General features: G+C 56.4%; 21 protein-coding genes. 7 read left to right on the top strand and 14 right to left on the bottom strand.

From position 1 onward, the window contains the following. Window positions 1-66: 66 nt before the first annotated feature. Both C3F35_RS01455 and malX read right to left on the bottom strand, forming a co-directional pair. Window positions 67-1239 (bottom strand): MalY/PatB family protein, encoded by a 1173-nt coding sequence (locus tag C3F35_RS01455; protein WP_103793197.1) that lies wholly within the window; start codon window positions 1237-1239, stop codon window positions 67-69. 47 nt (window positions 1240-1286) lie between these two features. Then, window positions 1287-2879 carry a maltose/glucose-specific PTS transporter subunit IIBC gene (gene malX, locus C3F35_RS01450; protein WP_032617859.1) on the bottom strand — a complete coding sequence of 531 codons (1593 nt, stop codon included), beginning with the start codon at window positions 2877-2879 and terminating at the stop codon, window positions 1287-1289. 178 nt (window positions 2880-3057) lie between these two features. Between malX and C3F35_RS01445 the strand changes: the two genes are divergently transcribed. Further along, the gene (locus C3F35_RS01445) at window positions 3058-4086 is read left to right on the top strand and encodes a Mal regulon transcriptional regulator MalI (RefSeq protein WP_103793198.1); all 1029 of its coding nucleotides are present in this window, start codon (window positions 3058-3060) and stop codon (window positions 4084-4086) included. Between the two features lie 78 nt (window positions 4087-4164). Here C3F35_RS01445 and C3F35_RS01440 read toward each other — a convergent pair whose 3' ends face one another. Both C3F35_RS01440 and manA read right to left on the bottom strand, forming a co-directional pair. Beyond that, a complete protein-coding gene (locus C3F35_RS01440) occupies window positions 4165-5730 on the bottom strand; it encodes a YdgA family protein (protein WP_103793199.1) in 1566 nt (521 codons plus the stop codon). A gap of 101 nt (window positions 5731-5831) precedes the next feature. Further along, window positions 5832-7004, bottom strand: a complete 1173-nt coding sequence (gene manA, locus C3F35_RS01435) for a mannose-6-phosphate isomerase (RefSeq protein ID WP_103793200.1) — start codon at window positions 7002-7004, stop codon at window positions 5832-5834. Between the two features lie 200 nt (window positions 7005-7204). On the opposite strand from manA, the gene fumA reads away from it, so the two are divergent. Together fumA and fumC are read left to right on the top strand one after the other, a co-directional pair. Further along, window positions 7205-8851 carry a class I fumarate hydratase FumA gene (gene fumA, locus C3F35_RS01430; RefSeq protein ID WP_032617863.1) on the top strand — a complete coding sequence of 549 codons (1647 nt, stop codon included), beginning with the start codon at window positions 7205-7207 and terminating at the stop codon, window positions 8849-8851. Between the two features lie 163 nt (window positions 8852-9014). Then, window positions 9015-10406: a class II fumarate hydratase gene (fumC, locus tag C3F35_RS01425; protein ID WP_103793201.1), complete on the top strand. Its 1392-nt coding sequence runs from the start codon at window positions 9015-9017 to the stop codon at window positions 10404-10406. Here fumC and tus read toward each other — a convergent pair whose 3' ends face one another. The 6 genes from tus to rstA form a co-directional block, all read right to left on the bottom strand. Next, on the bottom strand, window positions 10407-11336 hold the full coding sequence (tus, locus tag C3F35_RS01420; RefSeq protein ID WP_103793202.1) for a DNA replication terminus site-binding protein: 930 nt from the start codon (window positions 11334-11336) through the stop codon (window positions 10407-10409). A 73-nt stretch (window positions 11337-11409) separates the two neighbouring features. Further along, entirely contained in the window at window positions 11410-12708 is a 1299-nt protein-coding gene (gene rstB / locus C3F35_RS01415) for a two-component system sensor histidine kinase RstB (protein ID WP_103793203.1), read from the bottom strand. Between the two features lie 79 nt (window positions 12709-12787). Continuing rightward, window positions 12788-13558: an ABC transporter ATP-binding protein gene (locus C3F35_RS01410; RefSeq protein ID WP_103793204.1), complete on the bottom strand. Its 771-nt coding sequence runs from the start codon at window positions 13556-13558 to the stop codon at window positions 12788-12790. Next, entirely contained in the window at window positions 13558-14547 is a 990-nt protein-coding gene (locus C3F35_RS01405) for a FecCD family ABC transporter permease (RefSeq protein ID WP_103793205.1), read from the bottom strand. Before C3F35_RS01405 ends, C3F35_RS01410 begins: the two co-directional genes overlap by 1 nt. A gap of 56 nt (window positions 14548-14603) precedes the next feature. Beyond that, the gene (locus C3F35_RS01400; protein WP_103793206.1) at window positions 14604-15620 is read right to left on the bottom strand and encodes an ABC transporter substrate-binding protein; all 1017 of its coding nucleotides are present in this window, start codon (window positions 15618-15620) and stop codon (window positions 14604-14606) included. A gap of 144 nt (window positions 15621-15764) precedes the next feature. After that, a complete protein-coding gene (gene rstA / locus C3F35_RS01395) occupies window positions 15765-16481 on the bottom strand; it encodes a two-component system response regulator RstA (protein WP_032617870.1) in 717 nt (238 codons plus the stop codon). A 128-nt stretch (window positions 16482-16609) separates the two neighbouring features. On the opposite strand from rstA, the gene C3F35_RS01390 reads away from it, so the two are divergent. Then, entirely contained in the window at window positions 16610-16945 is a 336-nt protein-coding gene (locus C3F35_RS01390; protein WP_032617871.1) for a GlpM family protein, read from the top strand. On the opposite strand, the gene folM is transcribed toward C3F35_RS01390, so the two are convergent. The 3 genes from folM to ydgH form a co-directional block, all read right to left on the bottom strand. Then, window positions 16942-17664, bottom strand: coding sequence for a dihydromonapterin reductase (folM, locus tag C3F35_RS01385; protein WP_032617872.1), 723 nt, complete (start codon window positions 17662-17664; stop codon window positions 16942-16944). The genes C3F35_RS01390 and folM overlap by 4 nt on opposite strands. Before the next feature lie 38 nt (window positions 17665-17702). Further along, a complete protein-coding gene (locus C3F35_RS01380; protein WP_103793207.1) occupies window positions 17703-19085 on the bottom strand; it encodes an amino acid permease in 1383 nt (460 codons plus the stop codon). A 186-nt stretch (window positions 19086-19271) separates the two neighbouring features. Then, window positions 19272-20225, bottom strand: coding sequence for a DUF1471 family protein YdgH (ydgH, locus tag C3F35_RS01375; RefSeq protein WP_032617874.1), 954 nt, complete (start codon window positions 20223-20225; stop codon window positions 19272-19274). Window positions 20226-20761: 536 nt separating this feature from the next. Between ydgH and pntA the strand changes: the two genes are divergently transcribed. The 3 genes from pntA (at window position 20762) to C3F35_RS01360 (ending at window position 24920) form a co-directional block, all read left to right on the top strand. Beyond that, window positions 20762-22291, top strand: a complete 1530-nt coding sequence (gene pntA / locus C3F35_RS01370; protein ID WP_032617875.1) for a Re/Si-specific NAD(P)(+) transhydrogenase subunit alpha — start codon at window positions 20762-20764, stop codon at window positions 22289-22291. Between the two features lie 10 nt (window positions 22292-22301). Continuing rightward, a complete protein-coding gene (gene pntB / locus C3F35_RS01365) occupies window positions 22302-23690 on the top strand; it encodes a Re/Si-specific NAD(P)(+) transhydrogenase subunit beta (protein ID WP_032617876.1) in 1389 nt (462 codons plus the stop codon). Window positions 23691-23804: 114 nt separating this feature from the next. After that, entirely contained in the window at window positions 23805-24920 is a 1116-nt protein-coding gene (locus C3F35_RS01360) for a mechanosensitive ion channel family protein (protein ID WP_032617877.1), read from the top strand. 35 nt (window positions 24921-24955) lie between these two features. Here C3F35_RS01360 and uspE read toward each other — a convergent pair whose 3' ends face one another. Continuing rightward, window positions 24956-25906, bottom strand: a complete 951-nt coding sequence (uspE, locus tag C3F35_RS01355) for a universal stress protein UspE (RefSeq protein WP_032617878.1) — start codon at window positions 25904-25906, stop codon at window positions 24956-24958. Between the last annotated feature and the right edge of the window lie 110 nt (window positions 25907-26016).

Raw genomic sequence — 26016 nt, 5'->3', positions numbered from 1 at the left:
CTATTATAAAAACAAAACGAGAGAAAAAGCTATTTGCGCAAGGGATTATTCCGTTGCGCAAACGAATTACTGCAAAGTACGGATCCCGGCAATCAGGCGCTCGACACCCTGCTCAAGCTTACTGCGTGGGCAGCCAGCGTTAAGACGGACAAAACCTTTGCCTCCATCCCCGTAGGTATAACCCGGCATGATTGCCACTTTTTGCAGCTCAATCAGCACCTTCTGCAGTGCCTTGTCATCGATCCCGAGCGGACGAAGATCGATCCATGCCAAATAGGTCGCCTGCGGCGGCTGCCAGTTTAACGTCGGGAAAGCGGCATTCAGCGTGTCGGCGACGTACTGCAAATTCGCCTCCAGATAAGCGCGTAGCGCATCCAGCCATGCTTCGCCCTGCTGATACGCCGCAATATGCGCCACCAGCGCCAGCACCGACGGCGAGGACAGCCCATCACGGCCTTTCAGCGCCTGCAGATAGGCCATGCGACTGGCCTCATCGCCAATCAGGCCGTATGCGCCGGTAAGGGCGGGAATGTTGAAGCTCTTGGAGCCAGAGGTTAGCAGCGCCCATTTACCCTGAGCGACTTCGCACCAGGGGGTATGCCGTTGCTCGCCCCACACCATATCCATGTGGATTTCATCACTGATCACCGCCACGCCATGTCGCGCGCAGAGGTCAGCCATAGTGGTTAACTCGTCGCGTGTCCAGACCTTGCCGGTCGGATTATGCGGGCTACAGAGCAATAGGATTTTGTTTTGCGGCTGGGCCAGCACCGCTTCCAGTTCGGCCATATCGCACTGCCAGCCCGCCACCGAGTGTTGCAGGCCGACAGAGACAACCTGTCGGTTATTACCCGCAACGGCGTTATAAAACGCGTCGTAAGCGGGGGTGTGGATCACCACGCCGTCACCGGCGTCCGACCACTGGCGAATCAACTCTGACACCATATAGATCACCGAGGGGCCATAGACGATGGCACGGGTGTCGATGGTGCTGTGAAAACGCTGGTGGAACCAGTGGGCCACAGCGGCCAGGAATTCGTCGTTTTTCCAGCGGCTGTAACCAAATACCCCGTGGCCGATGCGCGTTTGCAGGGCGTCGATGATGCAAGGGGCGGTGGCAAAATCCATATCCGAGATGGTAAAAGGCAGCAGATCGGCGGCACCAAAACGGTCGGCAATATAGTCCCACTGGGTGCACCATGTACCGTGACGATCCACGACGGTAGCAAAATCAAACATGTCGTTGGTCCTTAAAATAAAACCCCCTCATGGCGAGGGGGGAGGCATCAGGCTTCTACTGTTCGCATCAGGGTCGCCAGTTCGTCTTTGACTGATTGCACCTGCGGGCCGATAACCACCTGCAAATTATGCTGGTTTAACTGTACCACGCCGATAGCGCGGTTAGCCTTCAGGGCGTTGGTATCTACTTTAGACATATCTGCCACCGACAGACGCAGGCGGGTGATGCAGTTATCCAGCGAGGTAATGTTATCCGCACCGCCCAGCGCCGCCAGAATGGCAGGGGTGTTATAGCCGGATTTGCCAATCGTACCCGCAACCGCCTGTTCAACGCTGGTGGCCGCATCGGTATCACGACCCGGCGTTTTCAGGTTAAAGCGGGTGATGGCGAAGCGGAAGATACCGTAGTACACCGCGAACCAGATCGCTGCTACTACGGGTACCAGATACCATTTGGTCGACAGGCCATGCAGGATGCCGAACACCACAAAGTCGATCACGTTGCCGTCGGTGTTGCCGATAGTCACACCCAGCACCGCCATCACGGTAAAGCCCAGACCGGTCAGCACAGCGTGGATGAGGTACAGCACCGGGGCAACGAACAGGAACAGGAATTCAATCGGTTCGGTGGTTCCGCCCACCACGCAGGCGATCACACCGGAGATCAGCAGGCCTTTAATTTTGTGACGGTTTTCCGGGCGAGCACAGTGGTACATCGCCAGGGCTGCGCCCGGCAGGCCACCGAGGAAGGCTGGCATTTTACCCTGGGACAGGAAGCGAGTGGCGCTCTCCGAGAAACCGTGGGTGGTCGGGCAGCTTAGCTGCGCCTGGAAGATGGTCAGCGCGCCGCTCACATCGTGACCGCACACCTCCATCGTACCGCCCGCTTCCGTGAAACGGATCAGGGCGACAAGAATATGCTGAAGTCCAAACGGCAGCAGCAGACGTTCACCGGTACCGAAGATCATCGGTCCAAAATCACCGGCACCGTTAATGATGCGGCCAATGCCGGTAATGCCCATGGCAAAGACAGGCCAGATCAAGGGGATCACAAGGCCAAACAGACCCATCACCACAAGGGTGATAATGGGCACAAAGCGGGTGCCACCAAAGAATGCCAGCGCGTCCGGCAGGCGGATATTGTGGAAACGCTCGTGCAGCATCCAGATGATCACACCCGCGATCACTGCGCCGAGGATCCCGGTATCAATAGACTGAATACCAATCACGCTCTGTATGTTGTTGGCCTTGAGTACTGCCGCATCGGTGGTCGGCAGGATGCCTTTGGCAGTGAGCCAAAAGTTGACCGCCAGGTTCATCACCGCATAGCCAACGAAACCGGCAAATGCCGCGACACCTTTGTTTTCCCGCGCCAGGCCCAGCGGGATAGCGATACAGAACATCACCGGCAGGAAGCTAAAGGCAAAGGAGCCGACCTTGCTCATCCAGATGAAGACAGCCTGCAGCACAGGATTGCCGAGGAACGGGATCAGCGTAATCACATCGTGACTGCTTAGCGAGCTGCCGATCCCCAGCATGATCCCGCAGAACGAGAGGAGCGCCACGGGCAGCATAAAGGTTTTACCCAGTTGCTGGAAAAACTCCCACAGCGATATTTTTTGTGCTGCTTTCGCCGTCATAAAACGACTCCTGTGTTGTTAAAATCAGTTTATCTGCTTCAATGCTGCGAGAAGATAAAACGTTTTATCAAATTTTAGTGCGCGCTAAATCACATTCTTAGCCTTTAACTGGTAGTATAAAGATAACGTATTGATAAAACGTTTTACCGGTCTCATTGTCAGGGAGTCACGCCATCACATGGCTGTAGCGAAAAAGATCACCATTAATGACGTCGCGCAGGCGGCGGGCGTGTCCGTCAGCACGGTGTCACTGGTGCTGAGCGGAAAAGGGCGGATCTCCTCCGCGACAGGCCAGCGCGTCAACGATGCGGTTGAGGAATTGGGATTTGTTCGTAACCGGCAGGCTTCGGCGCTGCGCGGTGGACAAAGCGGGGTGATTGGCCTGATTGTCCGCGATCTGACCTCGCCGTTTTATGCCGAACTGACGGCAGGGCTGACGGAGGCGCTGGAATCGCAAGGCCGGATGGTCTTTTTACTCCACGGTGGCCGGGAAGCGGATCAGTTGCTCCAGCGCCTCGACATGCTGCTGACCCAGGGGGTCGATGGGGTGATCGTTGCCGGGGCATCCGGGTTAAGCAACGAACTGTGCGAACGGGCAGCCCAGAAGGGTGTTCCGCTGGTGTTTGCTTCTCGCGCCAGCTATCTGGATGAGGCCGATACCCTGCGCCCGGACAACATGCAGGCAGCACAAATGCTGACCGAACATCTTATTCGCCGCGGCCATCAGCGGATTGCCTGGCTGGGCGGAAAAAGCTCGTCGCTGACCCGCGCCGAACGGGTGGGCGGCTACTGTTCAACGCTGATTAAATACGGCCTGCCGTTCCACAGTGAGTGGGTGGTGGAGTGCGAGTCCAGCCAGAAGCAGGCGGCAGAGGCTATCGGGACGTTGCTCCGCGCCAGCCCCACCATCAGCGCCGTGATCTGCTACAACGACGTCATCGCAATGGGCGCCTGGTTTGGCCTGATACGGGCCGGACGCCAGAGCGGGGAAGGCGGGGTTGAAACCTTCTTTGGTCATCAGGTGGCGCTCGGTGCCTTTGCGGATGTGTCAGAAAACGCGCTGGACGATCTGCCTATCGTCTGGGCAACCACCCCTGCACGGGAGATGGGCCACACGCTGGCGGACAGGATTATGCAGCGGATTGAAAAATCTGATGTGCAAGCCGGGCATCAGATTGTCTCCGCCCGGTTAGTCCCCGTGAAGTAGCGTCACGGTTACAGGAAGATCGCTAAGACGTCCTGGCTGGCGGCAATAAAAAACCCCTCAAAGAGGGGTTTTTTAGCATTACTGCTGCGGAACCGTAGGCTGTGCCGGAGCCGGAGCCGGAGCCGGAGCCGGAGCCGCTGGCGCGGCAGGCTCGTCCGGTACCGCCAGGTTCAGCGCCGGAACGCCAAACATGCCGACAAACTCTTCCAGCGTCATCTTCTGACCGTTCAGCGTAACCTGCCCGTTGCTGTACTGCAGGCTGGTGCTGATGACGTTATCTTCCACGGTAGTGATGCGGAACATCTGGCCCATTGCCGCCAGGCCTTTCACCTGCTGGCCAGCCAGCTTACCAGCGTCATCTTCGTTATAGCCTTCCAGCTTCGCAATCTGGGTCATGAACTCGGTCGCCATGTCCATCGGGATAGTAAGCTTGCTCTCCAGCGATTTCACACTGCGATCCACTTCCTGGGCCAGGGTTTGCGCCTCGCCCGTGGCGGTGGCAGGGTCCTTCAGGAACAGCGACAGGTTGAAGTTGGTCTCGCCTTTGCTGTTTTTCCAGCTCAGCGGAGCCAGCGTTACCACCGGCTCGCCTTTAAGCAGGACGGGCAGGTTGCTGAAGAAAACTTCTGCCGCTTTTTGCTGATACAGGGCCGGATTTTCCATCAGCGCTTTATCTGCCAGCAACGCCTGGCTCTGGGCGCGATATTGCTGGCTGAATTGATGCCACGCCTGGCCGTCAATATTGCCGATTTTCAGCGTCAGCTTGCCGGTACCCAGATCCTGATTCTGCACTTTCAGGCTCTTCAGGCTGTAATCCAGCTGGCTATTAACGCTCTTGCCATCTTTCGACAGCTCGGCTTTACCGCTCAGATCGGTTCCCTCAAGCACGGCCATCTCTTTGCCTTCAATGGCGATAGCCAGCTTATCGAGCGTGAGTTTTTGATCGCCGATCCGCTCATCAAAGTCGGTCAGACGGCTATTGCCCTCGGTTTTGAGGTTGTTGAAGGTGAGCTGCACTTTCTGGCCGTACTCATTGACGGCATTTACCAGGCCGCTTGCTGCGTCACCTTTCAGCGAGACGTTTTTGCCATCACGATCGGCATCCAGCTGGAAATTGCCGCCGCTGAAGGCCACTTTTTCATCGCCCTTTTCGTAATTCAGTGCTTTCAGCGCCAGATCGGTACTCGTATCACCGGCATAGCTGATGCGGGTATTGGCCTCGAACGGAGACTCATTCTTCGCCAGATCGAACAGCGGTTTTGACGCTTCGTTGTTCACCAGCGTCGATTTTACCGAGGCCATGGAAGGGATAAGGTTGAAGGATTTCAGCTGGGCGAGCGGGAAGGGACCGTGATCCACCACTTCGTTCAGCACCAGGCTTTGTCCTGGCTGCAGCCATGGATTTTGCGTGCCAGCGACCGGTTTAAGCACCAGTTGCAGATGGCTTTTGAACAGGCCGCGCTGGTAATCCTGGTAACTGACCTCCAGCCCGGCTTCTGGCGCGGTGCGCTTAAGCTCGCTGTTCGCCTGCGCGACCATTTCTGCCAGATGGCTCTCCAGCTGTTTCCCGGTATACCAGGCCGCACCCGTCCAGACCACACCTAATGCAACAATAACGCCTGCGGCTATAACCGATTTCTTCATCGTGATTATCCCTAAAATGAAACCGAGCGGTTAAAACCGCCCGGTGAGGTCATAAGATTACCAATAGCTTAGCAACAAATGTTAAAAAATTCAGTAGGTCACTATAGCTTGTTGTAAACACGGGCCAGACGACCGACGCCGCTGACGTTGACCGGCGAGTCACTGGCGGCAATAAATGCCGACTCGCCCGGCTTCAGCACCAGCCGCTCGTCACCCTTGCTCACGACGGCTTCGCCCTCAACGCAGAAGAGGATCGCCGCGCTCTGCTGAGCCAGCGCGCTTTCTGCACTGCTCAGTTCGTGAAGCGAAAACGCAAAGTCTTCAACCGGGATCGGGAAGTCCAGTTCTGCACCGTTTTTAACCGGCTGGGTGAGCAATTCTGCCGCCGGTTTGGCGACAAATTTAACATTCGCCACCAGTTCAGGAATATCGATGTATTTTGGCGTCAGGCCCGCGCGAAGCACGTTATCGGAGTTGGCCATCACCTCCAGCGCCACGCCTTTAAGGTAGGCGTGCGGCGTTTCGGCGAACAGGAACATCGCTTCACCCGGTTCGAGTTTGACCACGTTTAACAGCAGCGGTGAGAACAGGCCGCTGTCGTCGGGGTAGAACTCTGAAATCACGCGGATAGTCTGCCACGGCTCACCCTGTTGGCTGTTCAGAGCGGCTTTCAGCACCGCCAGCGCGCGGGATTTTTCTTCGCCCTGCATATTGAGCAGGCTGGCGAAGAGGTGGCTCAGGCGCTCTGCATCGGGTTTTTCGAGGAAGTGGGCAATGGCGCTGTGTGCCCCGGCCACCGGCTGAAGCAGGGAGACAATTTCAGAGAATTCGCGGAAAGCATTCATCGCCAGGAACGGCGTTAAAGCGAAAACCAGCTCCGGTTTGTGGTTCGGATCTTTATAGTTACGCTCGGCGGCATCCAGCGGAATACCGGCGGCGTTCTCTTTGGCAAAACCTGCTTCTGAGGCCTGCTTGTTCGGGTGAACCTGAATGGAGAGCGGCTGATCCGCGCACAGCACCTTAAAAAGAAACGGCAGTTCGCCAAAACGGTCAGCGACCTGCGTACCCAGCAGCGTGCCTTTATCCGCGTCGATGACCTCACGCAGGGAGCGAACCCCGTGGGCACCCTCAATTTTTGAGCTGCTCTTTGGGTGCGCCCCCATCCACAGCTCTGCCATCGGCAGGTTGTCGGGGTTGGCGATACCGTAGAGATCCGTTAACGCAGTTTTACTTCCCCAGGCGTAGTTCTGCACTGAGTTAATGAGTTTTTGCATTATCAAGCCCTGTTTCAAATGTGGAATTAACTGCCCGTATTAAAGCAATAAACCGGGCGGAAGTAACCTGCGCACGGAAAAAGTCGTACTAGTCTCAGTTTTTGTTAAAAAATTGTGTAGGATAAGCCAACTCGCTTTTAAGCAAGGCAAACGGAACATCTGCCTGAACCATAATCAGCAATGTCGTAAGTGAGAGAACAATGTCGAATAAACCCTTCTATTATCAGGATCCTTTCCCGCTGGCCAAGGATCAGACCGAATATTACCTGTTAACCCGCGATTACGTTTCTGTCTCTGAGTTTGAAGGTCAGGAGATCCTCAAAGTGGACCCGCAGGCGCTGACCTTACTGGCGCAACAGGCCTTCCACGATGCCTCCTTCATGCTGCGCCCGGCGCACCAGCAGCAGGTGGCCGATATCCTCAGCGACCCGCAGGCCAGTGAAAACGACAAATACGTTGCGTTGCAGTTCCTGCGTAACTCCGATATCGCGGCGAAAGGCATTCTGCCGACCTGCCAGGACACCGGCACCGCCATCATCACCGGTAAAAAAGGCCAGCGCGTCTGGACCGGCGGCGGTGACGAAGCGGCCCTGGCGCACGGCGTCTATAACACCTATATCGAAGATAACCTGCGCTATTCGCAAAACGCCGCGCTGGATATGTACAAAGAGGTGAATACCGGTACCAACCTGCCGGCGCAGATCGACCTCTACAGCGTCGATGGCGACGAATACAAATTCCTCTGCATCGCTAAAGGCGGCGGTTCAGCCAACAAAACTTATCTCTACCAGGAGACCAAAGCGCTGCTCTCGCCGGGCAAGCTGAAGAACTACCTGGTCGAGAAGATGCGTACCCTTGGCACCGCGGCCTGCCCGCCGTACCACATCGCCTTTGTCATCGGCGGCACCTCGGCAGAAAGCACCCTGAAAACCGTTAAACTGGCCTCCACCAAATATTATGACGGCCTGCCAACCGAAGGTAACGAGCACGGTCAGGCGTTCCGCGATGTGCAGCTGGAACAGGAGCTGCTGGTGGAAGCCCAGAACCTCGGATTGGGCGCACAGTTTGGCGGCAAATATTTTGCCCACGATATCCGCGTGATCCGCCTGCCGCGTCACGGCGCGTCCTGCCCGGTGGGTATGGGCGTCTCCTGCTCCGCTGACCGTAACATCAAGGCCAAAATCAACCGCGACGGTATCTGGATCGAAAAACTGGAAAACAACCCAGGGAAATACATCCCGGAAGAGCTGCGTAAAGCGGGCGAGGGCGAGGCGGTGCGCGTTGACCTGAACCGTCCGATGAGCGAGATCCTGGCCCAGCTTTCGCAGTACCCGGTCTCCACCCGTCTGTCGCTGAACGGCACCATCATCGTGGGCCGTGATATCGCTCACGCGAAGCTGCAGGAGCGTCTGGATAACGGCGAAGGGCTGCCGCAGTACATCAAGGATCACCCGATCTATTACGCGGGTCCGGCCAAGACTCCTGATGGTTATGCTTCCGGTTCCCTGGGGCCAACCACGGCAGGGCGTATGGATTCTTATGTAGATCAGCTCCAGGCCAACGGCGGTAGCATGATCATGCTGGCGAAGGGCAACCGCAGCCAGCAGGTGACCGACGCCTGCCACAAGCACGGTGGTTTCTACCTCGGCAGTATCGGCGGCCCGGCCGCGGTGCTGGCGCAGGGCAGCATCAAGAGCCTCGAGTGCGTGGAATACCCGGAACTGGGGATGGAAGCCATCTGGAAAATTGAAGTGGAAGACTTCCCGGCGTTTATCCTCGTGGATGACAAAGGCAACGACTTCTTCAAACAGATCCAGTCTTCACAGTGTTCGGCCTGTGTGAAGTGATCTAAAACGCCTATCCGGCCTGCCAGTAAGATAGGCCGGATAGGCGCAGTGCCGCCGGACAACAAAAAGAGCGCACAAAGCGCCATACCGTTTCCCCGATCTCATCAATACTTATTTCTTTGAGCTGTGAGCAATCCACTTCAGTGTTATCAAGGAGAAAGTAATGACCTCACGCAGTGAGAAAGATTCGATGGGCGCCATCGACGTCCCGCAGGACAAACTCTGGGGCGCACAAACCCAGCGTTCGCTGGAACATTTCCGTATTTCCACTGAAAAAATGCCGGTCTCGCTGATCCAGGCCCTGGCGCTGACTAAACGTGCGGCAGCCAAGGTAAACCAGGATTTAGGCCTGCTGGGGGCAGAAAAAGCCACCGCCATTATCAACGCCGCCGATGAAGTGCTGGCGGGCAAACATCCCGACGAGTTCCCTCTCGCTATCTGGCAGACCGGCTCCGGCACCCAAAGCAATATGAATATGAACGAGGTGCTGGCAAACCGTGGCAGCGAGCTGCTCGGCGGCGTACGCGGCATGGAGCGCAAGATCCACCCCAACGATGACGTTAACAAAAGCCAGAGTTCCAACGACGTCTTCCCGACGGCGATGCATGTGGCGGCGCTGATTGCCCTGCGGGAGCAGCTGATTCCACAGCTGAACGTGCTCAAGCAGACCCTCGATGATAAAGCTCAGGCGTTCGCCGATATCGTCAAAATTGGCCGAACCCATCTGCAGGATGCCACACCGCTGACTCTCGGCCAGGAGATCTCCGGCTGGGTAGCGATGCTCGACCACAATCTGCGCCATATCGACCACAGCCTGCCGCACCTGGCGGAGCTGGCACTGGGGGGCACCGCGGTGGGCACCGGGCTTAACACCCATCCTGAATACGCGGTACGCGTGGCTGAGGAACTGGCGACCATCACCGGGCAGCCGTTTGTCACCGCGCCGAACAAGTTTGAAGCGCTGGCCACCTGCGATGCGCTGGTGCATGCCCACGGGGCGCTGAAAGGGCTGGCGGCATCGCTGATGAAAATCGCCAACGACGTGCGCTGGCTGGCCTCCGGGCCGCGCTGCGGCATTGGTGAGATCAGTATTCCTGAGAACGAGCCGGGCAGCTCCATCATGCCGGGCAAGGTGAACCCAACCCAGTGTGAAGCCATGACCATGCTCTGCTGCCAGGTGATGGGCAACGATGTGGCGGTCAACATGGGCGGGGCGTCCGGCAACTTTGAACTGAACGTCTACCGTCCGATGGTGATCCATAACTTCCTGCAGTCGGTGCGTCTGCTGGCCGATGGCATGGAGAGCTTTAACGAACACTGCGCGGTAGGTATTGAGCCTAATCGCGAGCGCATCAGCCAGCTGCTCAATGAGTCGCTCATGCTGGTGACGGCACTCAATACCCATATTGGCTACGACAAGGCGGCTGAGATCGCGAAAAAAGCCCATAAAGAGGGGCTGACGCTCAAAGCCGCCGCGCTGGCGCTGGGCTATCTCACCGAGGCCGAGTTCGGCAGCTGGGTTCGCCCGGAAGAGATGGTCGGTAGCCTGAAATAGCTACTCCGCAACATACAGGTGCAGCCGCGGAATGATTAAGCGTAGCGGCTGCGCCTGGGGCTTATAACGATGCTGTACGTTGTCAGCATCGTAATTCAGCAACTCGCCGATATCCGGGATCACCGCGCCCTGGTCAACGTCGTACAACGCAATCAACGGCGTCGGGCAGGCGTACTGCACCTGCTTTTGCTGTCCGGCATACCAGACGCGGGCGATAGGCTGCACCTTTACCGGCCTTTTGATCTTCAGCCGCGCCTGCACAGGCAGCGCATGGATGGCGGTATATTCTGCCTCCAGCCGCTCCACCCACTGATCTCTGGACCAGGGCGCCACGGCGCGCGGAGACTTCAGGCTTTTTTCCAGCATCTCCAGCACCTCATCGCGGGTGAAATTCTTGATGATGTGCTTATTGGCCCAGCCGAAGCGCAGCGTGGCGGGGTGATTGATCACCGTTAACGTGCGATAGGCGTTGAGCGTGATCAACCCCGGCAACTGGTGATGCACCCACTCAAAGCGTGCGGCGGGAGCCAGGCCAGACTCCTCGGTGACGATTTTTTCAAAGTCCGCTTTTAAGGCGTTAATGCTCGCGATCTGTTCCGTAAGCTGCATCCGGTGGGCGGCGTCGCTCTGCAGGCAGATCACCCCCGGCAGGCGCACGGCGGCCTTGCTGCTGCGGGTTTCCGACTGCTGCTGAATAAACAGGTGGCGGTAGTGTTGCAGCGCCATGGTCAGGGCTTCCTGGCCGATGTGCTGCTTTACCGCGATGGCGTTAAGCGGATCGTGTTCAGCCCCTTTGGCAACGTCCGGCAGGGAGAAGACGCGGCCCGCCAGCAAGCGGCAGGATTGCAGATCGTGGGTAAGTTGCGCCAGCTCGTGTTCCATCTGGCGAAAGGTTGAGTTTAAGCGTTCGAGCAGATCGTAAGTCGCCATAGCACACCACATTAGTTACAACATACTCATTATATAGCACAGCACGCCCGGTCAGGCCAGCGTGCGGTTTGGTTCAGTCAGGGATGGGAAGGGCGATATGATGCCAGACAGGCCAGTTGAAGCAGAACCTGGCGCCGCCGAGATCGCTCGCTTCGCAGCTGACATCGCCGCCCAGCGCCTGAGCGATCGAGTGGACGATAGCCAGCCCCAGGCCGCAGCCGCCGGTGGCGCGGTCACGGCTCGGGTCGAGTCGGACAAAGGGTTCAAACACCCGCTGACGCGCCTCTGGTGCAATGCCCGGGCCGTCATCCTCCACCGACAGCGTGGCGCGGCTGCCGCTCAGGTGCAGTGAAATTCGCAGGGTGTTATCGCTGTAGCGCAGGGCGTTATTGACCAGATTATCCAGCACCCGCTCCATCAAACGCATATCCAGCGCGCCGTAATCGCCGCCCATGCTGTCTATCAGCAGCGTGCGCTGGGGGTTAACGCTCTGCACGTCTTCAACATAGCTACGCAACCAGGCCGGGAGATCCGGGGTGGTGAGTTTAAGTTCGTTCTGCGGGCGATCGAGCCGGGCATAGGTCAGCAGCTCCTCAATCAGCGCCTCAAGTTGGCCGATATCGCGATTCAGCGCCTGTGATTCCGCCGCGGTCAGGTTCTCACTCATCTCCAGCCGGTAGCGCAACCGCACCAGCGGGGTACGCAGCTCGTGGGCGATACCGTCGATCAGCTGCTTTTTGCTGGCGATCAGCGCGTTGATGTTGTCGGCCATCTGGTTAAAGGCCACCCCCAGACGCTCAAAGCTGGAGGCGCTGTCGAAATGGATCCGTTCAGTCAGGTGCCCGTCGCCAAAGCGCTGGGCAGCGGCCTCAAGGCGGAGCATGTCCTGCCAGTGGGGACGCATCCAGATAAAGACCGGGAAGGCCAGCGAAATGGCGATAAAGGCCAGCAGGACGAGATCCAGCAGGCGCATCTGGTGCAGGAAATAGAGGTAGGGCACCGGGCCAACCGCCAGCACATAGTGGCTGCGCGGGATACGCTGGATAAAGGTGTATTGATCGTCCAGCGCCACGATGTCACCCCCACGAAGGCGCTGCATGGTCGGGGCATCCAGGTCGTACTTTTTCAACGGTTCGATGCGCAGTTTGAAGGATAAATTCAGATCCAGCTCCTTAATGGTGCGCGCCCAGTCGTGAGGAGGGATCTCACGCAGTTCGCTACGCATCAGATAGAGCGAGCTTTTCATCAGGTCATCCAGCGATTGCCTGCCCGCGCGCTCGGCGGTGAATTTGTAGACCAGCCCGACCAGCATGGCCATTACCAGGAAGCAGACAAACAGCAGGAGGTAAAACTGCACGAACAGCTTTTTCATTACGTATCACCCAAATACCACGCGTTAATGATGCGGCCCGACCAGACGGTTCACACTCTCTGGCGGAACATGGCACACTTTACGCAATGGGCTGCCTCATGGCATAGCGAATATTTAACGTCTCGCCTTGCTTTATCACGTTTGCTTTCACATGCCAGGCATTTTCGATCAGCGCAGGGGTCAGCACGGTATCCGGTGGTCCACTGGCAATCACAGACCCGGATTTCAGCAGCACCAGCCGCTGGCAATAGTTGGCGGCGAGATTGAGATCATGCAGCGCCACCACCACCGTAACCGGCAGTTTGGTGATTAACGTCATTAATTCCAGTTGGTACTCAATATCCAGGTGGTTGGTGGGTTCATCGAGGATCAGTAGCCCCGGCCGTTGGGCGAGGGCGCGGGCGATTTGAGCGCGCTGCCGTTCCCCGCCGGAAAGTTGTCGCCAGAGGCGGTGTCGCAAGCTGGAAAGTTTCATCAGACGGATGGCATCCTCCACGGCGATGTCGTCGGTACTGTCCCAGCTAAAAAGCCCCCTGCGGTGCGGCGTGCGGCCCAGACGGACGATTTGCTCCACGCAAAGATCGCCGTCGACGTCGGCATGCTGGGGAACAAACGCCAGTTTTTTTGCCCGCTCCCGCAGGGGGATCGCGTTGAGCGGAGTTCCATCAAGGCGGATATGATGCGCCTGGTGCGGGAACAACCCCGCCAGGCAGCGCAGCAGTGTTGATTTACCGGAACCATTCGGCCCCAGCAAGCCAATAACTTCCCCGGTAGCCAGCTCAAGATTGATGTCGTGCAGCACTTTTCGCGACTGCAGGGTCAGCTGCAATCCTTTCAAGGAAAGGGTCATTATTTTTTCTCCCGGCTGCGATACAGCAGAACCACAAATGCAGGCGCACCCACCAGTGCGGTGACCACGCCTATGGGAAGAACCTGATGAGTAATCAGGGTACGAGAAACCACATCGGCGAGGATCATAAAGTGACTGCCGATCAGAAAGGTCAGGGGAATGGCGCGGCGATGCCCGGGGCCACATAACAGGCGTGTAATGTGCGGGATCACCAGCCCAACAAACCCCACCGCACCGATGATACTGACCATCACCGCTGTCACCAGCGCACAGGTAAGCAGCAGCATGATACGTACCAGGGTTACCGGCACGCCCAGCGTAGTCGAGACTTCATCCCCAAAGGTGAAGGTATCAAGCGAACGTGAAAATGCGAAAACCACCATCAACCCGGCCATTACCACCGCCAGGGCCAGGATGGCATCCGGCCAGCGTACGCCGCTCAAACTTCCCAGCAGCCAGAACATCACGCTGCGCGACTGCTCCGCATTCGCGGATGTGCTGACAATGTACGCCGTCATGGCGTTAAACAGTTGCGTCCCGGCGATGCCCGCTAACAATATGCGCGGCGGGCTGTCGCTCATCCCGTGCGTGATCAGCATGATAAGCCCAAACGCGCAGCATGCGCCCACAAAGGCACCGCCGCTGATGCCCAGCGTGCTGCCACCCACCCCCAGCAGCATAACGCAGACCGCGCCAAGTGAAGCGCCGGAAGAGATCCCCAGAAGATAGGGCTCAGCCAGCGGATTACGCAGAATGGACTGCATCACCAGGCCGCAAAGCGCCAGTCCCCCTCCGCTGCAGGCCGCCATCAGCGCCCGGCTCATGCGGTATTCCCAGATAATCCCTTCCTCAATCTGTGGGAGGGGCCAGCCACCCAGCCCAAGGCCGTTAAGGATCGCTTTTCCTGCCGTCGTATACGTCACCGGCATATCACCGACGGTTGCGGCGAAAACCAGTGTTAACGGCAGGGTCAGCAATCCGAGGACCATCAGGCTTCGCGGTCTCCAGCGTGGCATTCTGAAGGGAACACGCAAAGTCAGTAGGCTCATTGTGCAGTCTGCCAGGTCGCAAGCTGGTTACTTATCATCTCAACGGCATCGACATTACGTAATGAGGGGTTCAGTGACATCGCAGGCACGACAATGATGTGGCCTTTTTTAACAGCGGGCATATTTCGGGTGACGGGGTCGTCGTGCAAAAAGGCTTTTTTAACCGCCACATCATCAGCGGGGTAAAGTCGCCGGGACATCTCTGCAATCACAATAATGTCAGGCTGCGCCTGAGCAATGTGTTCCCAGGTCACGGCCGGCCATTCATCATGGGAATCAATGATATTTTTCAGTCCCAGCGTGTTGCTGATCCAGCCCGGTGCGCCGTAATCGCCCGCCACCCAGGGATCGCCTTTCAGACGGCTACTGGAGAACCAGAACACCACTTTTAAAGGGCGCGAGTGCTGCGACGCCGCGCGCGCCTGAGCCTTCTGAATACGTCGGGTCAGCGCCTCGTTGAGCTGATCCCCCTGCGGCTGAACATCGAAGATGGCTGCCAGCGCATCGATTTCACGTTTGATTTCCTCAATGGTGAAAGGGGTGCTGCGCGCCCCGTCGCCATTTGAACTGTCGGTTACGCTTTTGCCGATGCAATCGGCGGGAGAGATCCAGGTCGGAATGCCAAGCGTTGCAAACTGCTCACGGGTGCCGGTTTCTCCCTGCGGCCCGATATGCCAGTGATATTGCGCCAGCACCAGATCGGGATTCTGGGCGGTGACAGCCTCAAAGGAAGGGGCGTTATCGGCCAGTTTTTTTAATCCTTTACCGCGTTCCGCTACCGCATCCGGTAGTGGACCAAACCAGACCGACGTGGCACTGATTTTCTTTTCCAGTCCCAGCGCCAGCAGTAATTCCGTCTCGTGTTGCCCGACAGTCACCACCCGTTGCGGCGCGCGGGTAAATGTCTCTTTAATCCCACAGTTTTCTACCGTCAGCGGATAAACCTGTGCGGCAAAAACCGAATTTGCGAGGGTCGCAAGAACAGACGCCAGCACCAACTTTTTGATTAACACAATCCCATCCTCATAATTGTTATGTTATAACATAATACATATTATGCAGGCAGGCGCAAAAGTTTAATCAGCAGGGGGGATTTCAACAGCAGGAAGCAGCCCGCATTGCCGGGAAAGGTATTCTGGCGATGCGGGCTGAGGGGGTCAGATATCCCAGGCGTGTGGCGCGAAGAGATAGCCTTTATTACGCACGGTTTTGATGCGGAAAGGTTCGGTGGCGTTATCCAGCAGTTTTTTGCGCAGGCGGGAGATTGCGACATCCACGCTGCGGTCCATCCCATCGTAGCTGACGCCGCGCAGGTTTTTCAGCAACGCATCCCGGTCCATAATCTGTCCGGCATGGGTCGCCAGCTCCCACAGCAGATCAAAATCTGCCGTGGAAAGCGCCACCTGCTCACCGGACAGCAGCACCTGACGATTCACCGGATCGATGGATAACGTGCCAAAACGCAGGGCTTTATGGGGCGTTAACTGCGGGGAGGAGGCATCGCTGAAGGCCGTGACGTGCTGGCGCAGATGCAGGCGCAGGCGCGCGAGCAGCACCGCCGGTGGAGTGGTTTTCAGGATATAGTCGTTGGCGCCCATTTCTAACGACAAAATGTGGTTCATATCGCTGTCGAGGGAGGTCAGTAATACAATGGGGCCTTGCCAGCGGGCGCGCAGATCCCGGCACAGGGTCATCCCATCTTTGCCGGGTAACATGATATCCAGCAGCACCAGATCGGGTTTTTCCCGCGCCACTACCTCTTCAGCATGGTCGCCGCGCGGTTCGACGATGACGTCCATATCATGTTTACCCAGATAAGCGGCAATCAGCTGGCCGACTTCAGGTTCATCCTCAACGTATACGATCTTATTCATAACCAGTCTGAGTCTGCGAAAAAAACCAACATACACCGCAAAACCTTAACCTTGCATTAATCATTCGCAAAAAGTTGTCGTTCCGTTATGCTGCCCGACATTGTTATTTAGTTGTTAAGGGAAAAGGGATGGGGTTGTTTATTAAAGCGGCGATAGGCGCACTGGTGGTTTTAATCATTGGGATACTGGCAAAAACGAAGAATTATTACATCGCCGGGTTGCTGCCGTTGTTCCCGACCTTTGCCCTGATCGCCCATTATATCGTTGCCTCTGAGCGCGGCATTGAGGCGCTGCGCACCACCATCATTTTTGGCATGTGGGCGATTATTCCCTACTTCCTCTATCTGCTTTCGCTGTGGTACTTCATCGGCATGATGCGTCTGCCCCTGGCGCTGGGCGGGGCGGTGGTTTGCTGGTGCTTCAGCGCCTGGGTGTTAATCTTCTGCTGGAGCCGTTTTCACTAACGTAACGGCCGCCCGCCGTCAACGCCAAACGACCGGCCAGTGACGTAACAGCTGGTCAGGATGTAGTCGATTAAATCGATCACCTCTTTTTCACCAGGCGCGATCTTCATGAGCGATTTATTCAGCGCCTGCTGACGATAGTCGGCATCATCATGCTCATTAAACATGATCAGCGACGGGGCGATGGCGTTGACTTTCACTTCCGGCGCCAGCTTGCGGGCAAACGAGCGGGTCATGTTATCCAGCGCGGCTTTGCTGGCGGCATAGGCAATGTGCTTATCGCTGCCACGCTCCACCACGTAATCGGTGAAATGGATAATGTCGCTGGAAGCATGGCCGTGCCCGCGCAGCAGGTCCTGCAGAGCATGGTTCAGCAGGTAGGGGGCGTGAACGTGTATTTGCAGCATGCAGGAGAGGGTTTCGCTGAGCGAGGTATCCGGCGACTCTGGCATCCACGCGCTGGCGTTGTGAATGATAGCGCGTAAGCCAGGGGTTTCGGCTTTCACGCGCTCGGCAAAGGCCAGAATCCCGTCGTCGGTGGCAAAATCGGCCTGAATGCAGGTCGCGCCCGCCTCGCACAGGGTGGCGATAGCGGGATATTTCGTCCGGTAGCTTACAATCACCGGCTGGTGAAGATTCAGAAAGTGGTGCGCAAGCGAGAGGCCGATGCGACGGCCTCCGCCAGTAATCAGGATCGGGAGCGGCTTTGCGTGTCCCATCGTATTCTCCTTATCCAGTCGACGATGGGAAAAGTCGCTTATCCCATCAGCATCCACGTTGCCGGTAATGCGGCAACCAGTATCATTCCAATCAACACCATTTCACGGCGTTTAAGCGCGTGTTGCAGCTGGTGGGTGCGACGGGCGTAAATAAACACCAGCAGCCCAGGCGCATAAAGTACCACGGAAAGCAGCAGATGCATCGGACCAGACGCATACAACAGCCATAAGCCATAAATGCAGGCTCCCATCCCCACAACGGTGTGCATCGGGCGGGTAGCTATTTTTAACAAATATGCACCCACCAGGAAATAGGGTACCAGAATCATTTCAGAGGCGATGGTTAACAGCGTGTTATAGTCCGAACCTGTGAGCCAGATCAGCACCAGACAAATCTGCACGCTGATGTTGGTCAACCACAGCGAGGCGGAAGGCGCACTGTTTTTGTTCTGACGGGCAAACAGACGGGGAAACGCTTGATGCGTTGCGGCCAGGAACGGCACCTCTGCCGCCATGATGGTCCAGCTCAGATAAGCTCCACACACCGACACGATCAGCCCGGCGGCAATCACCACTTCGCCCCAGGAACCCATCATTTTGACCATCAGGCCCGCCATCGACGGGTTACGCATCTCCGCCAGCTCAGGACGGGCGACCACACCCAGTGAGAGCAACGTGACCAGCAGATAAACCCCCAGCGCGGCCAGCACCGCCAGCAGGGTGGCGCGACCAACATCCTGCTTATTACGTGCCCGGGCCGAGACCACAACCGCGCCTTCCACCCCGATGAACACCCACAGGGTGATAAGCATGGTGTTTTTCACCTGCTCCCAGACCGGGACGCCCAGCGCCACGCCGGAGAAATCCATGCTAAACACATCGAGACGAAACGCGATAATCGCCAGCACGACAAACAGCCCAAGCGGCACCAGCTTCGCCAGGGTGGCGACCAGGTTGATGCTCGCCGCAGTCTGCACGCCGCGCAGCACCAGGAAATGGACGAACCACAGCAGCACCGAGGAGCCAACGATCGATTGCCAGGTATTACCATCGCCAAACAGGCGCAGTTCAGGCGTGTCGGTAAAGAAACTCAGCGCAGAAAAGACGATCACCAGATAAGAGACGTTGGCGATCACCGCGCACAACCAGTATCCCCATGCGGAACAGAAACCCACCAGCTCACCAAAGCCTTCACGGGCATAGGTGAAAATGCCGCCGTCGAGGTCGGGACGGATGCGCGTCAGCAGCAGCATGGCGAAGGCCAGTAGCAGGATCCCGGCACCGGTGATCCCCCAGCCGATAAGCAATGCTGACGGGCTGGCTACGGCAGCCATATTCTGCGGCAGACTGAATACACCTGCGCCGAGCATGGAGCTTAAAACAAGCGCAGTTAAAGCGCTCAGGCCAAGTTTCTTTTCCATTGGCTTCCTTTTTAAAAAGGGTCAGATCCAGAATAATTATTTCGTCGAAGCGCATAAAAATGGTGGATCACACTAAGGCGCGGAATTCTACGGAGTGTCAGGGAGGCATGCAATCAGGAAGGGTGGAATTCTGCGTAAAAAGCAAAAAAAAAGGCGGCATTACGCCGCCTCTGGGGATAGGTTTACTTATTTGTACAGGTCGGCGCTGATAGTCATGTTATTACCGCGTTCCTGCCACTGGCGGGTGATGTGGTAATACTTCGCCCCTTTCTTCGCCGCACGCTTCGCCACCTGGTAGGAGACTTCGGTCATGCTGGCGTAGTTGCCAGTGAATTTGATGCTGTCGAAAGGTACCATCTGCGCGGCAGTGGCATTGTTCAGCTCTTCAATTTTGGTCCCGTCGTTCAGCGTTACGCTGTAACGGCCACCTTTGGTGGTCTGGGTTTCAAAGAAACGACCCACACCGGCAGCGGAAGCGCCAGGTGTAGCGCTGGTTGCCACGCCAGGGATTTCGACTTTCTTCGCTTCTTCGCCGCCTTTGGCAATGGCCGCGCGGCCAGCCTCAGAGTTTGCCGGGATGGCATCCGGGCTTTGCAGAACACGTTTTTTGGCGTCTTTTTTGTAGATATATGCAGTGATGCGCTGGTTGCCGCCCTGGTTAGCATCAATCTGGCGAACGATGTAGAAGGAGTCTGCGTCTTTCGCTTTTGCAGCTTTAGCGATAGCGTCGTTCACTTCTGGCTGGCTGCGGTAGAAGCCCTGAATGGTGACGGTATCATAGGGTTCAAGCAGAACGGCCTGTTCTTTCGGCAACTCCATCACGCCGTTGATCACGCGGTTTTTTGGCTCATCTGCTTTTGGGGCGTTGTCTTTATACAGCGCCACAATCACGCGCTGGTTACCGCTGTCGCCGACATCGGAGTTATCCACGACGTAAAATGCAGCGGCGCCCTCTTTATCGGCGCGTTTAGAGGCGGCAGCCACTGCATCGCCAATTGCGTTAAAACGACCTACGATCATAACGCGATCGTAAGGTTTCGTTGCAGCCGCTTGCTCCGGCGTTAACTCTGTCGCGGCATTGGCAGACAGGGCGGTCGCAGCAAGGAGTGCGGACGCCAGGAGAGTGTTCTTAAGCTTCATAAAAATAATCCTTCGCCTTACGCAAACCAGATACTGGTGTGGTTGTTAATTTGAAAACGTTGACGATTATTGCATTTAACACCCATCGCTGTCTGCGCGATTTTTTACGACCGGTGCGGAGTAAGTCATCAAAATAGATAACCTTTACTGATATGTTGAAAAAACACCCGTTTGACCAGTAAAACTAATAAAGCATATGACTTTCACAAGTTAATTTAATGTTAATAAGTTGTTTCTGGGTGGGGCTATATCGTGTTTTTGTCGCTTCGCCTGTGCTAAACATCGGCCCTGGCGGGGAAATAGCGGCAGATATGCCTGTCTGAGACGGCGATCGCTTATTTTTGACAGTTAAAGTCATAAATAGTGTTTTCTTGCTGTGGATCACAGGCGGTATTTTCAGTAGGTTATAGAAAGTTTGTTACTGTTTTATTTTCTGCGGGTAAGCGTAAGTGGCAGGTTGAGTCATGCCGCGGTTATCGTCTGCCCGTTATGAACGTTCGACAAACCATCATCAAAAACCGATGGAAGGGATTACTATGCGTATTGGGGTACCAAGAGAACGGTTTGCCAATGAAACCCGCGTAGCGGCGACACCAAAAACGGTGGAGCAGCTGCTCAAACTGGGTTTTACCGTCGCGGTTGAAAGCGGCGCAGGCAAACTGGCAAGTTTCGATGACGAGGCCTTCAATCAGGCTGGCGCGGAAATTGTAGACGGCGAGAACGTCTGGCATTCGGACATTATTCTGAAGGTAAATGCACCGGAAGAGGGTGAAATCGCGCTGCTCAATCCGGGCACGACGCTGGTGAGCTTTGTCTGGCCCGCACAAAACCCGGAGCTGATGGAGACACTGGCGGCGCGTGGCGTCACCGTAATGGCGATGGACTCCGTACCGCGTATCTCGCGTGCGCAGTCGCTGGATGCCCTGAGTTCGATGGCGAATATCGCGGGCTACCGTGCCATTGTCGAAGCCGCGCATGAGTTTGGTCGCTTCTTTACCGGGCAGATCACTGCAGCGGGTAAAGTCCCTCCGGCAAAGGTGATGGTGATTGGGGCAGGCGTCGCCGGTCTGGCTGCCATTGGCGCAGCAAACAGCCTGGGCGCTATCGTTCGTGCCTTTGATACCCGTCCTGAGGTTAAAGAACAGGTGCAGAGTATGGGCGCCGAGTTCCTTGAGCTGGACTTCAAAGAAGAGGCTGGCAGCGGCGACGGTTACGCCAAAGTGATGTCCGAAGCCTTTATCAAAGCGGAGATGGCGCTCTTCGCCGCTCAGGCGAAAGAAGTGGACATTATTGTCACCACCGCGTTGATCCCGGGTAAACCGGCGCCGAAGCTGATCACCCGTGAAATGGTCGATTCCATGAAGGCCGGGAGCGTGATTGTCGATCTGGCGTCGCAAAACGGCGGCAACTGCGAATACACCGTGCCGGGCGTGGTGACCACCACCGCTAACGGCGTTAAAGTGATCGGCTATACCGATCTGCCGGGGCGTCTGCCGACCCAGTCCTCTCAGCTGTACGGTACTAACCTGGTCAACCTGCTGAAGCTGCTGTGCAAAGAAAAAGACGGCAATATCACCGTTGATTTTGACGACGTTGTCGTGCGCGGTGTGACCGTGGTGCGCGAAGGGGAAATCACCTGGCCTGCGCCACCTATTCAGGTCTCTGCCCAGCCGCAGGCGGCAGCCAAAGCCGCACCAGCACCAAAAGAGCCTGAAAAACCGGCCTCGCCGTGGCGCAAGTTTGCCTTTATGGCGCTGGCGATCGTGCTGTTTGGCTGGCTGGCAGACGTCGCACCGAAAGAGTTCCTCGGACACTTCACCGTCTTCGCGCTCTCCTGCGTAGTGGGTTACTACGTGGTCTGGAATGTCTCCCATGCACTGCATACGCCGTTGATGTCGGTCACCAACGCCATCTCCGGGATCATCGTGGTCGGCGCGTTATTGCAGATTGGTCACGGCGGCTGGATCAGTTTCTTCAGCTTTATCGCGGTACTGATCGCCAGTATCAATATTTTCGGTGGCTTCACCGTGACTCAGCGCATGCTGAAAATGTTTCGTAAGGGATAAGGGGTAACCTATGTCTGGAGGATTAGTTACAGCTGCATACATTGTTGCCGCGATCCTGTTTATTTTCAGCCTGGCGGGACTTTCAAAACATGAAACATCGCAGCAGGGTAACAACTTTGGTATTGCCGGGATGGCGATCGCGCTGATTGCCACAATTTTCGGGCCGGATACCGGCAACGTAGCGTGGATCCTGGTGGCGATGATCATCGGTGGCGCGATTGGTATCCGTCTTGCCAAACGTGTAGAGATGACTGAAATGCCGGAACTGGTGGCGATCCTGCACAGTTTCGTGGGTCTGGCGGCAGTGCTGGTAGGCTTTAACAGCTACCTGTATCACGAGCCGGGGATGGCGCCGATTCTGGTGAACATCCACCTGACCGAAGTGTTCCTCGGGATCTTCATCGGTGCGGTGACCTTTACCGGTTCTATCGTGGCTTTCGGCAAGCTGCGCGGCAAGATCTCCTCAAAACCGCTAATGCTGCCAAACCGTCACAAGATGAACCTGGCGGCGCTGGTTGTATCATTCTTACTGCTGGTGGTCTTCGTGCGCACCGACAGCGTGGGCATGCAGGTGCTGGCGCTGCTGGTGATGACGATCATCGCCCTGGCCTTCGGCTGGCACCTGGTGGCCTCCATCGGTGGCGCAGATATGCCGGTGGTGGTCTCGATGCTGAACTCCTACTCCGGTTGGGCGGCGGCGGCGGCAGGCTTTATGCTGAGCAACGATCTGCTGATCGTGACCGGTGCGCTGGTGGGGTCGAGCGGTGCCATCCTCTCGTACATCATGTGTAAGGCGATGAACCGCTCGTTTATCAGCGTGATTGCCGGTGGCTTTGGCTCAGACGGGCAAACGTCCGACGGTGACGAAGAGGTGGGTGAACATCGCGAGATCACCGCTGAAGATACCGCTGAGATGCTGAAAAACTCCCATACGGTGATCATCACCCCGGGCTATGGCATGGCGGTCGCGCAGGCTCAGTATCCGGTTGCGGAAATCACCGAGCGCCTGCGTGCCCGTGGCATTAAGGTGCGCTTTGGTATTCACCCGGTTGCCGGGCGTCTGCCGGGCCACATGAACGTGCTGCTGGCGGAAGCGAAAGTCCCTTATGACATTGTGCTGGAGATGGATGAGATCAACGACGACTTCTCCGATACCGATACCGTGCTGGTAATTGGCGCTAACGATACCGTTAACCCGGCCGCGCAGGACGATCCGAAAAGCCCAATCGCCGGTATGCCAGTACTGGAAGTGTGGAAGGCGCAGAACGTTATCGTCTTCAAACGCTCCATGAACACCGGTTACGCTGGCGTGCAGAACCCGCTGTTCTTCAAAGAGAACACCCACATGCTGTTTGGCGATGCCAAAGCCAGCGTGGATGCGATCCTGAAAGCGCTGTAATACGGCGTTACGCACGATAAAAAAAACCGCCCACCTGGGCGGTTTTCTCATTTATGCAGGCTGCTCGCCCTCACTGTCTATACTTTCTTTTTTTGCGTAAAGGGAGGAGGGAGAATGCAGTACTTGTCACGTTTCGACTTTTTGACGTTAATGATGACCCCCAGATTCTGGATTGGCTTTGCTACTGTGACGGTGGTAACCCTACTAATCTACTGGCTACTGAAACGCCTCATCACCTTTGTCCATAAGGGCATCACCAACTGGGGTGACAAACATCCCGCCACCCACAAGATGCATTTTGTCCTCACGGAAATGCTGAACAGAACCAGCCGGATCCTGCTGTTTGTGGTCGCTTTTCTGTTCAGTCTGCGCTTTGTCGAACTGCCGGACCGGCTCTACGGTGCGCTGAGCCATGCCTGGTTCCTGGTGCTGGCGATTCAGGTGGCACTGTGGATGGATCAGGGGGTGGTCTCCTGGCTACGGCACGTCATGCTTACGCCGGGAAGCCATAAGAATCCCGTTACCCTGGTGATCACCGGGCTGATTCTGCGGGCGATTGTCTGGTCTGTGATGCTGCTGTCGATTCTCGCCAACGCTGGCGTCAACATCACCGCGCTGGTGGCAAGCCTGGGGGTTGGGGGGATTGCCATCGCGCTGGCTGTACAGACCATTCTAAGCGACGTTTTCGCCTCACTCTCGATTGGTTTCGACAAGCCCTTTGAAATCGGGGATTTTGTGGTGTTTAACGACGTGGCCGGGACGGTGGAGCATATCGGCCTTAAGACGACACGTATTCGCAGCCTGAGCGGGGAACAGATTGTCTGTGGTAATGCGATCCTGCTTCAGCAAACGCTGCATAACTACAAGCGAATGCAGACCCGTCGTATCGTCTTCACCTTTGGCGTGGCCAGCGATACGCCGCCTGAAAAGTTAAGGGTCATTGGCGATAACGTGAAAAAGATTATCACGGATATTGGTGAAACGCGCTTCGACCGCGCCCATTTGCTGGGTTTTGATAAGGACAGGCTCACCTTTGAAGTGGTGCATATCGTCAACACGGCGGATTACAACAAGTACATGGATATCCAGCAGGAGATCAACATCCGTATTCTGGAGAGCCTGAATGATGAGGGGGTAAAACTGGCCTTGCCAAGCATGGTTCTTCATGCGCCCTGGATGAAAGAGGGCGAGGGCGCGCAACAGTCACCTCAGCCCGTTACCGAGAGCTAAAAAAAAGCCCGCCGTTACGGCGGGCTTTTTTATTTTTAATCGTCTTCGTCGTCGTCCAGCTCAACCGGGGTTTGATACTGATCCGGCTTAATGACCAGCAGGTCACAGCGCAGGTGGTCGATGACCTGTTCCGCCGTGTTGCCGAGGAACGCAGCAGAGAGGCCGGTCCGGCCGATGGTGCCCAGCACCACAATCCCCGCCTGCAAATGCTCTGATAAATCGGGGATCACCTCTTCAGGCAGCCCTTTCTCGACATGGGTTAACTTCTCATCAATACCGAATTTTTGCCGCAGCGCTTTCATCGCCAGCAGATGCTGACCGCGAATGGCGTCGTTATACACGCTCGGATCAAACTCCGGCAGTTCGATAGCAATGTTGATGGGAGTAATCGGGTAGGCACCGACAAGGTGGACTTCGGTATGGTTGACCTGCTCGGCAAGATGGAGCGTCTCTTTCACCAGCTTTTCGTTCAGGGCGTTGTGGTAGTTCTCTTCGCTGGCGAGATTCACCGCCACTACCGCTTTACCGCCTTCCGGCCACGGCTGGTCTTTTACCATCCAGACCGGACACGGACATTTACGCAGCAGGTGCCAGTCAGTCGGGGTGAAGATCACCGCTTCCAGCTTGTCGTGCTGGTGGGCCATCTTCAGCAACAGGTCGTGTTGGCCACTCACCACTTCCTGGATGATGGCTTCGAACGGACGGTTATGCCACACCACTTTGATCTCAATGGGGACACCGGCTTCAAGATAGAATTTTGCCTGTTCGCGGATCCAGGCGGTACGCTGGCTGATCACTCCCTGACGCATAGCAGTGCGTTCGTCAGGCGACAGAAGGGTGGTCATTTCGTAAGAGAAGTCATATATCGGCAGAAACGCTTTAATTCTGCCACCAATCCGTTGATGTAAATAGACAGCTCGTCTTAACGCCGGTTGATCGTCCTGATTAGGATCGATGGCCACCAGCATGTTTTGATACTTTGCCATACAGGTCTCCTTACTACTGTCACCACAGACTGTAATTAAAAGAGTAACCTATATATTTGAAATGAAACAGGGGGGAAGTTTTGCCAGATCAATAAATGCGTAAAATTATC

Origin of the sequence: Leclercia sp. LSNIH3 (assembly GCF_002935105.1) — a bacterium.
GTDB lineage: Bacteria > Pseudomonadota > Gammaproteobacteria > Enterobacterales > Enterobacteriaceae > Enterobacter > Enterobacter adecarboxylatus.
This window is presented reverse-complemented; position numbering and strand designations above follow the sequence as displayed.